6 protein-coding genes are annotated in these 7,266 nt (G+C 46.7%); 2 read left to right on the top strand and 4 right to left on the bottom strand.

Translation table 11 applies throughout. The features are described from left to right. From Q0238_RS04540 to Q0238_RS04525, 4 genes are all read right to left on the bottom strand, one after another. Positions 1-555: TolC family protein (locus tag Q0238_RS04540; protein ID WP_297943315.1), on the bottom strand; the 555-nt coding region annotated here is incomplete at its 3' end. 13 nt (positions 556-568) lie between these two features. Beyond that, complete coding sequence (locus Q0238_RS04535; protein WP_297943313.1) at positions 569-2,497, bottom strand: MacB family efflux pump subunit; 1,929 nt, start codon at positions 2,495-2,497, stop codon at positions 569-571. A gap of 21 nt (positions 2,498-2,518) precedes the next feature. Further along, positions 2,519-3,703, bottom strand: coding sequence for an efflux RND transporter periplasmic adaptor subunit (locus Q0238_RS04530; RefSeq protein ID WP_297943311.1), 1,185 nt, complete (start codon positions 3,701-3,703; stop codon positions 2,519-2,521). Between the two features lie 64 nt (positions 3,704-3,767). Further along, positions 3,768-4,637 carry an EamA family transporter gene (locus Q0238_RS04525; protein ID WP_297943310.1) on the bottom strand — a complete coding sequence of 290 codons (870 nt, stop codon included), beginning with the start codon at positions 4,635-4,637 and terminating at the stop codon, positions 3,768-3,770. Positions 4,638-4,787: 150 nt separating this feature from the next. Here Q0238_RS04525 and glmU point away from each other — a divergent pair, with 150 nt between their 5' ends. Beyond that, positions 4,788-6,089, top strand: a complete 1,302-nt coding sequence (glmU, locus tag Q0238_RS04520) for a bifunctional UDP-N-acetylglucosamine diphosphorylase/glucosamine-1-phosphate N-acetyltransferase GlmU (protein WP_297943308.1) — start codon at positions 4,788-4,790, stop codon at positions 6,087-6,089. Then, positions 6,082-7,263, top strand: coding sequence for a bifunctional phosphopantothenoylcysteine decarboxylase/phosphopantothenate--cysteine ligase CoaBC (gene coaBC / locus Q0238_RS04515; protein WP_297943306.1), 1,182 nt, complete (start codon positions 6,082-6,084; stop codon positions 7,261-7,263). Before glmU ends, coaBC begins: the two co-directional genes overlap by 8 nt. Positions 7,264-7,266: the final 3 nt, after the last annotated feature.

Here is a 7,266-nt window from a genome sequence, read left to right as displayed (position 1 = left end):
ATCGCTTAAATTCTGTTTTGTCCATTTTAGGGAATCGTTTAAATAAAGCATCTCGAAGTAGCCGCTTACGACAGAATTTATAAGAGTCAGGCGGGTATTTTCGAGATCAAACTCGCTAGCTTTGGCGTTCCAGCCCTCGGCATTTACCGCCGAGCGGATCTTGCCGAAAAGATCAAGCTCATAGCTTACGTTAAAGCCCGAACTATAGGTTTTGTTCCAGTTCGAGCCGGTGCTTATGTCGCGATTAGCGCCCGCACTCCACGAGCTACTTAGCGTAGGAAAAAGATCAGCCCTACTTAGCCCTAAATTTGCATAAGCACTCTCAACGTTTAAAGCCGCCGTTTTTAGATCGTAGTTATTCGCAAGGGCTTGATCTACAAGCTTATTTAGGTATGATTCGCCATATTTTTTATACCACAGCGTATCGATTTCATAGCTTGCATTTTCGTCCTTGAAATGCTCTACAGGTTTAAATTCGACCTCACTTTGATTTGAGGCACAACCGCCGATAAAAACAGCTAAAACGCCGCTTAAAATTACTTTGGAATTTATCATTTTCTCTCCTTGGTTATTCTTGTGCTAAAGCATCTATCGGATTTAATCTGCTGGCGTTTCTTGCCGGCAAATAGCCGAAAACTATGCCGATCGCGGACGACGCCGCAAAGGCGATCACGAAAGGCGCGGTAGTAAATTTCATCGCAAAATCGGGGCTTATGGTATTAAACGCAAACCCAAGCGCCAAAGCGATTAAAATTCCCAAAGCTCCGCCGAGCGAGCAAAGCAAGATCGCCTCTATCAAAAACTGCTGCAAGATATTGGATTGCTTCGCGCCGATCGCCATCCTGATGCCGATCTCGCGCGTGCGCTCGGTGACGCTTACGAGCATGATATTCATCACGCCGATGCCTCCCACGACGAGCGAGATAACCGCAATCGATGAGATCAAAATCGTCATTGTGCCGGTAGTGCTTTGTATTGTTTGTTTGATAGTATCTGCGTTCATCGTATGAAAATCCCGCGAGCCGTGTCTTTGGATAAGTAGCTGAGTTAGGCTCTCTTCGGCCACTTGAGTATTGACATCGTCTTTTATTTTGATGGTAATAGAGCTGATTTTTCGATTGCCCGTGATTTTATTCATCACGGTCGAATACGGAGCGTAAATTCTTAAATTTTCGTTGCTTCCGAAGGCGTTCTTATCCTTGCCCGAAACCCCTATGATCTTAAGCGGCTTACCAGAAAATAAAATCGTCTTGCCGATAGGATCGGAATTTTTAAAAAATGTTTTTTTAGTGTTTGGATCGATAATCGCAACAGAGGCAGAATTTTTAATATCGTCGTCGCTAAAATTTCTACCATCTTCTATATCTATGCCATTAACCGCCAAAGAATTCACGCCGCCGCCGCGCAGCTGAGCCTTGGAGCTTAAATTCGCATAGGTTGCCGTACCGCTTGCAGAAGCATTTGGTGTGGCATAATCGACGTAGGGCTGGCGCGCCAAAACTTTAGAATCGCTTATCGTAAGGGTGCTCACGAAGCCCGCCCGCACGTCGCCGAAATTTTTACCGGGATAGATATCGATCGTATTGGTGCCAATTTTACGGATCTCGGATAAAATTTTCTCCTCCGAACCCTTACCGAGAGCTACTACGCAGATAACAGACGCGATGCCAATGATGATGCCTAGCATCGTCAAAATCGATCTTAGTTTATGCGAAAATATCGCGCTAATAGACATTTTAAAGCTTTCGATGAGCTGATCTTTGCAAAATATAAAGGAATTTTTAGTTTTAATCTGCTCTTTTTTGCGCTCAAAAACCCGCTCAGCTTTTCTTTTATCGCTTAAAATTCTGCCGTCTTTGATCTCGATGATACGATCCGCAAATTCCGCAATATGCGCGTCATGCGTAACTATGATGATGGTGTGGCCCTCTTTATGCAGCGCCGTTAAAATTTGCATCACCGTCTCGCCGCTTTTGCTATCAAGCGCGCCGGTAGGTTCGTCTGCCAAAATCACTTCGCCGCCGTTTATCAGAGCGCGGGCGATGCTTACGCGCTGCTGCTGTCCGCCGCTAAGTTTGCTCGGTAAATTTTTGGTGCGATCGCCAAGCTCCAGCTTATTTAAAAGCTCCACAGCTCTTTTCGTCCGTTCGCTCGCTCCTACGCCCGCATACACCGCAGGTAGCGAGACATTTGCGGTCGCGTCCATCGTAGCGATAAGATTGTATTTTTGAAAGACAAAGCCGAATTTTTTACTTCTAAGCGCCGCAAGCTCGTCGCCGCTTAAATTCGCGGTTTCGCGACCCTCGATCTTGTAGCTTCCGCTGCTTGGCGTATCGATGCAGCCGATTATATTCATCAGAGTCGATTTTCCGCTTCCCGATTGCCCGATTATCGATATAAACTCGCCCGCTTCGATATTTAAGCTTACGTCTTTTAGGACGTGGATTTCGTTATCGCCGAGAATGAATTTTTTGTTTATATCTTTAAGCTCTAGCATCTTTACACCATAAAATTTTAACTAAAACACCATCGGAGGCCCGTCCATATTTAACGGCGCGGCTTTTCCGTCGGCGATAAGCACCTCATCTTTTTCATCCAAACCGCTTAAAATTTCGGTATTCAGATCGTCGCTGATGCCGGTTTTTACGTATCGCTGCTCGGGCTCTTTGCCGTTAAGCACAGTGACGTAATCGCCTCCCCCGTCGCGCTTGATAACCGAGGTAGGCAGGTAGCTCGTATTGTTCGCTTCGCTTACGATTATGTTGTTTTCGGTCGTCATACCGATCTTTAAAAAATCGTTTTCGTTATCCACGAGCATCTTTGCGTAAAAATAGATCGCGCTGTCGCTGCTGCTCGAAGAATAGGACGAACCGCTAGAGGTTTTATCGTACGTCCCGTCGCTAAGCGTGGTAAGACCCGGATCGATCTTGTAAATTTTAGCCTTTTTGATATTATCCAGATCCGATAGTATGGAGTATTCTACGTCCATTCCGACCTTTACTTTGGATATATCGCCCTCTGCGATCTGCATCTTGATCTCCATCTTGCTCAGATCGGCGATCTTTACGATAGTAGGCGTAGTTTGGTTGGAATTTACCGTTTTGCCCTCCTCTACCGGCATCGAAACGATCGTGCCGCTTATCGGAGCCGTGATCTTGGTGTAGCCGAAATTCGTCTCCGCCGTGCTTAGCTGAAGTTTGGTCTGCTCGATCTGCGCCTCGATCTGCTTCTGCTCGGCTTCCTTTAAAGCGGCGCTATTTTTAGCGTTTTCCACCGCCTCTTTGGAAGCGGCGTTTCTTTTATACAGCTCAAGCTCGCGGTTATACTGCGTTTTAGCGTTTGCCGCTGCGATCTTTGCAGAAGCCAAATTTGCTTCGTGGATCAGAAGCTGCGCCTTTTGCTGCGCGATCTCATTTTCTTGAGTGACTGAGTCGATCTGTGCGATCATATCGCCTTTTTGAACCTTATCTCCTACTTTGACGTAGAGCTTTTTGATCTGACCGCTTACCTGCGCGCCCACATCGACCAAATCCCTGGCGTAAACCTCTCCGGCAGCCGTCACCGTGCCTCTGATATCGCCCTTTTCAAGCTTTGTGGTAAGGGCCTTCGGCGCCTCTTCTTGCTTAAAAAATTTACCGTATAAAAAATATATCGCAATAAAGATAAGTACGATAGAGACGATAAATTTCAAGGTTTTTTTCATTTTGCCAACTTCAAATAAAATAAGGGCTAATTCTAATGTAAAAATATAAAATTTTAGTTAAATACTAAATTCTTTGCTCGCGCACGGCGTAAAATTTCATAATCTTTTTATGTAAAATTAGCGAAACGCAGATCAGCACCGAGCCCGCAAGTAGGCGCGCCAGATCGGCGTCCTTTTGCCAAAATACCAAATTTACGACGATCGCTGCGGGAATGAGCGCGTTATTCATAATTGCAAGCACGCCACTATCGACTTCGCACGCGCCTTTGTTCCACAAAAAATACCCCAGAGCGCTGGCTACCGTGCCCAGATACACGATCACGGCGCCCTGCGAGAAGCTGGGATTAAATTTAGAAAAATCTCCGAGCACGATCGCCGCAATCGCCGTAACCGCGGTAGCCCCGACGAAAAAATAGCCGAAAAGCTCCTTTTGTTCGCTAAAGCCGTGGCGCTCCAGCATAAATTTATACGCGCTCTGTCCGAGCCCGAAGCATAAATTCGCGCCTTGCACGAGCAAAAAGCCCGTCAAAAACTCAGAGTTTATCGCGCCGAATTTAATTACCAAGGCACCTAGCACCGCGACAGCGACGCTGAAAAGATATAGCGCGCGAAATCTAAGCTTAAGCGCATCGTAAAGCAGCGTCACGTAAAACGGAGTAAATATCGTAAAAAGCGCCACTTCATAGACCTTCAAATACGCAAAACTGCGGTAGTAGAAGATATACATCACGCCGATCTGCACGGCGCCCACGGCGCAAATTTTAAGCGCCAAGGCGGGATTTACGCCACGAAATTTCATAAACGGCAAAAAGCAAATTAGCGCCAATGATACGCGCGAAAATGCCAAATACGCGCTGTCTATGCCGCGCAAAAACTCGCCTATCAGCGAGAAGCTAAAAGCCCAAATACAAGTAACCAAAATCAGTTTTTTCAAAACGTCCGCCTAAGCTTTAAAATTTAGGCGGAATTTTATAAAATTTTAGTTGAATTTGGGATTTAAATTTCGCCCGCGCGGCATAAATTTAGGTTTTTATTTATTTTAAATGTGTTAAAATTATCCGATTTTTGAAATTTAAGGGTAAAAATGAACGACGTTTCGGTTATAGTTCTTGCCGCAGGACTCGGCACTCGGATGAAGTCGCAAAAAGCTAAAGTTCTTTTCGAGCTTTGCGGCGAGCCGATGATAATCCACATCTTAAAAAAAGCTTACGAAATTTCAAACGACGTGAGCGTGATTTTACACTATCAATTCGACGAGGTTAAAAGCGCGGTTCTAGCGCAGTTTCCAAACGCTAAAATTTACAAACAAGACCACGAGCATTTCCCCGGCACTGCTGGCGGACTAAAAGAGGTCGAAATCCGCGGAGCCAAAACGCTCATAATCTGCGGCGATATGCCTTTGGTAAAAAGTGCCGAGCTTCGCAAACTTTGCGAGGGGGACGCGGAGGTAAATCTAAGCGTTTTTAGCGCGCGCGATCCATTCGGATACGGCCGCGTAATCACCAAAGGCGGCGAAATTTTAAAGATCGTTGAGCAAAAGGACGCAAACGAGGAAGAAAAGGCGGTAAAAGACGCAAACGCCGGCTGCTACTGCTTCAAAAGCGAGGCATTGAAACAAATTCTACCGCAGATCAAACCCGATAACGCGCAAAAAGAGTACTACCTCACAGACGCGATCAAAATCGCCAAAGATATGGGCTTAAAATGCGCCGCCGTGTGGGTGGACGAGCAAAGCTTCATGGGTATAAACGATAAATTTGCCCTCAGCATCGCCGAAAATTTAATGCAAAACGAGATCAAAGAAAATTTGATGAAGCAAGGCGTTTTAATGCGCCTACCGCAAAGCATCTACATCGATAGTAGGGCGAAATTTATCGGCGAGTGCGAGCTGCAAGAAAACGTAAGCATCATCGGTCCTTGCGTGATCGAAAGCTCGCTTATAAAAAGCGGCTGCGTCATCGAAGATAGCATCGTAAAAAACTCCGACATCGGTCCGATGGCACATCTGCGCCCAAAATGCGAGGTTATAGGCACCCATATCGGAAATTTCGTCGAGCTTAAAAACGCAAAAGTAAACAAGATCAAGGCGGGGCATTTAAGCTATCTTGGAGATTGCGAGATCGATGAGGGCAGCAATATCGGCTGCGGCACGATTACGTGCAACTACGACGGCAAGAAAAAATACAAAACGATAATCGGCAAAAACGTCTTTATCGGCTCGGACACGCAACTAGTAGCGCCCGTGCGGGTGGCTGACAATGTTATAATCGCTGCAGGCACGACAGTTACGAGCGACGTTCCGAGCGGCGCGCTGGCGATCAGTCGAAGCAAACAAATCAACAAAGATGGGTTTTTCCATAAATTTTTTAGGAGCGAAGATGAGTAAGAAAAAGGTTTTACTGGCGGTTTGCGGGAGTATCAGTTTTTACAAAGCGTTTGAAATTTTATCCGCTCTGAAAAAGTCGAATTTCGACGTCTATGTCGCGCTTAGCGACGGCGTGCAGGAGTTTGTCAGCTACAAAGCGTTCGAGGCGCTGTGCGATCACCCGGTACTTTGCAAAGCCAACGAAAACTGGCAGGCAGGCATCAACCACATCGCTTATTCTAAGGTGGATTTGGTTTTGATCGCGCCTGCGACGGCAAATACGATAAACAAGCTCGCGTGGGGCGTCTGTGACAACGTATTTTTAGAGGTACTAAACGCGGCTTTTGCCCACGCCAAGGTAGTTATCGCACCGGCCGCAAATCCAGCGCTACTTGAAAACAACATCACAAAAAACTGCATCGATATGCTAAAAGCGAGCGTAAATGCGTATTTCGTCGATCCGATAGAAAAAACCCTAGCTTGCGGCGATACCGGCAAGGGTGGGCTAGCGAGCACCGAAGCGATCATGCAGACGCTAAAGCGCGCGCTTTATAACGATAAATTTTGGGAGGATAAAACCGTCATCATCACCGGAGGCGCGACGATCGAAAAGATTGATAGCGTGCGCGGCATTACGAATTTCTCCAGCGGCAAAACCTCTAAAGCGCTCGCCGACGCGCTGTTTTATCTGGGCGCGGACGTGACGCTGATCTCTAGCAACGAATATGAAAATTTACCGTACAAGCTCGTTAAATTTGAAAGCACTATCGGGCTAAAATCGGCGCTTGACAGCACAAAATTCCCCGACGGCGCGTATTTGATAATGGCCGCTGCAGTAAGCGATTACTCGCCGAAGGTGCGCTATAAAGACAAGGTGAAAAAAGCGGAGATCGGCGAAATTTGGAATTTACGCCTGGGCGAAAACGAGGATATCTTAAGCTCCGTGCGCGGAAATATCAAAAAAGTGGGCTTCAAACTCGAAACCGACCGCGAAAATGCCGTCGGCGAGGCCAAACGCATGCTAAACGAAAAGCACCTTGACGCCGTCTGCCTAAACGTGCTGGACGACATCATCAAGCTCGGCGGCGATGTCCTTAAGGTCACCTTTATCACGAAAAACGATCAGGTCGTAATCGACACCGCGCCGAAGGACGAAGTCGCCCTAAAAATCGCGGCTGAGTTGAAAAAAATCTGATCC

Source organism: uncultured Campylobacter sp. (assembly GCF_938045775.1).
GTDB lineage: Bacteria > Campylobacterota > Campylobacteria > Campylobacterales > Campylobacteraceae > Campylobacter_B.
Note: the sequence above shows the minus strand (reverse complement) of the source record. Positions and strands in the feature narration are given on the sequence as shown.